Below are 1,846 nucleotides of genomic sequence, written 5' to 3' on the forward strand. Positions count from 1 at the left end.
TCCGGAAAATACGCAGTACCTGTTCCGACAGCAGCCCGGTTGCCTTGTTGCTGGCAATCAGTGGAATCATCCCGACAATCGATGCGAGCCCCATGGACTTGACAGCGGTGCTTTCGCCCGGAGCGATATCCAGCGCATGGCGCGTCATCCGCTCAATCGTCTTTTTGGTGTCCACCCCCTCGCCTGGATGAGCCATCACGCCGTCCTTCATGCTCTGGAATAAGCCAGCACGCATCAGCTCTTCACTTTCCTTGACCTCGGGTGGAATACCGGAGGCGGCGCCAAAGATGGCCGCTTCAGTTGTCACTGAGTTTGCCGCAAGATCGCCGACTCTGGATTTGAAACCTGCATACTGCAAAACATTATTGGGGAATGACACCACCGAGGAAATGGCACCGGCCTTCAACGCCTTGGGAAGTAGATCGCTCATGGACCACTCCTCACCTTTCATGCCCTTGATGATGGCGAGTACGCACATGGTGTCCATGGACTCGATAATCAAAGGAGGCACTGAATCGATTCCAGCCAATTGCAGGGCATATTGGCTCGGTGAGAAATTTTTGCCGAAGATGGCATTTTTCAACAGCTCAGAAGCGCCAAGCTCCCATGCCGAGCCGAGTATGCTGCTGACCCCGATGCTGCCGGCTAGACCGCCGAGCTGGAATTCCTTCTTGGTGGCTACATGCAACAATTCCTGTGCGCCCAGGCGAACCTGAAGATCGTCATCCCCCTTGAGTTTCTGGTTGATGAACTCGGAGAGGACATCGTCATTGGACGTGATCTTGGGAGCACATGAGGCGAGAAACGCTTTCGCGCTATTCTGGTCGATTGATGCGTTTGGACCAAATGCCGCAGCCCCCCGCTCGATGGCCTTGAGCAATAAGGGGATATGGATGTCTGCGTTGACATCCTCATCTACACGCTCCGACGAGTTGGCACCGGACATCAGTTGCGCCTTCTCCACCGTAAAGGCGCCTTTGAATTCCTCAAGTGCTTTCTCAATATCCCGACGTGGCCGCATTTCCAGCTGGACCCCGGCAATGCTCGCGGCCTGTGGTGGAAATGCCTGGTCGGCCTGCGCAAACGATAGCAGGGCCTGCACTACCGGGTTATCGGAAACAAGGCTGCCAGATTCCCTGCGGACCGACCCTAGATGCACGGGCTTTGGCTGTGATGGCGGACGAGAATGGTCTGGCGAGCTCAGTAACGAAGTTTCCAGGCTACTGCTATCTACTGCATCTTGTGAGAGAACGCGACTCATAACTAGATGGGTCCGTTCACTCAAGACAGAAGATGCTGAACCATGTGCGGGCGGGGGGCTGGGTACGTCGAAGGATATGGCTTTCGAAGAGCCATGCAAATGTGCGCTGACGATGTCGTACTCTGATTGATCATTTAATCGGGCCTTAACCGTCAGCTCGTTATTAATCAAGTGGTCGGTTCTCACGGTATCGGTGTCAGCTGGCAGACAGATTGACGCTTTATAGGTTACTTGCGTGTGGTTACTGGATTGAAATTGAAATATGCCATCCTGCAGAGCGTTGCGTACCAGTGATGCAAGGCGTTGGTGTTCGGCATTAGCTGAAAGGCGTTCTAGAGCCTGGTGAGCGCTTTGGCTCAATTGAGAAGGTGAAATCCTTTTAGGATGGGGTTGCTGGGCCTGAGGGCCCACCGCGTCTAATGGCTGACTGCCACTGATTGGGGGAGTTGTGATGTTGTGTTGAATAGATTGTAGAGGATTCATAGCGCTGTCAGCTGTCCCGGATGAATTAATCTGATCCAATGTGTGGTCGCAAGAGCTCTTGGGTTCCAAAGACAGACTCCCGGCGGGAGTATCAGTTTTTTT

Annotated in this window: 1 protein-coding gene; it reads right to left on the bottom strand. The window is 53.7% G+C overall.

Annotation, left to right across the window (positions count from 1 at the left end; translation table 11 throughout):
* On the bottom strand, window positions 1–1,744 hold a 1,744-nt coding region (gene hopD1 / locus ALO64_RS00005; RefSeq protein WP_094195065.1), incomplete at its 3' end, for a type III secretion system effector HopD1.
* Window positions 1,745–1,846: the final 102 nt, after the last annotated feature.

Origin of the sequence: Pseudomonas meliae (assembly GCF_001400515.1) — a bacterium.
Classification (GTDB): domain Bacteria; phylum Pseudomonadota; class Gammaproteobacteria; order Pseudomonadales; family Pseudomonadaceae; genus Aquipseudomonas; species Aquipseudomonas amygdali.